We start from the raw sequence: 331 nt of genomic DNA on the forward strand, positions 1-331 counted from the left end.
GAACCTCACCGCCACCGCCGAGCCCGGCGCCGACGGGAGGCCCGACGTGCTGAGCCTCGCGGAGCTCGCTCCCGTCACCTACCACGTCCCCCCCCCACAGGCCCTGCTAACCGCCCTCGGGGCCAGCGCGACCCAGCACCTCCCTGCCGGTGCCGAGGGGCTGCGGGCGGAGGAGGGGCCGGGGGGTGATCCGTAGGCGCTGCTGGTGGAGGAGTGCGCGGGGCGGCGGATGCGGGTCGTGCTGGACCACGGGGAGCAGGGGGGGGGTGCGGGCGCGGTGGTGGCGGAGCGGCTGGTGGGGGTGTGTCCGGGGGTGACGGTGCTGGCGACC

1 protein-coding gene is annotated in these 331 nt (G+C 77.6%); it reads left to right on the forward strand.

From position 1 onward, the window contains the following. Window positions 1-196: hypothetical protein (locus PUR26_RS01055; RefSeq protein ID WP_329868280.1), on the forward strand; the 196-nt coding region annotated here is incomplete at its 5' end. Window positions 197-331 lie beyond the last annotated feature (135 nt).

Origin of the sequence: Streptomyces sp. SP18CS02 (assembly GCF_036322365.1) — a bacterium.
Classification (GTDB): domain Bacteria; phylum Actinomycetota; class Actinomycetes; order Streptomycetales; family Streptomycetaceae; genus Streptomyces.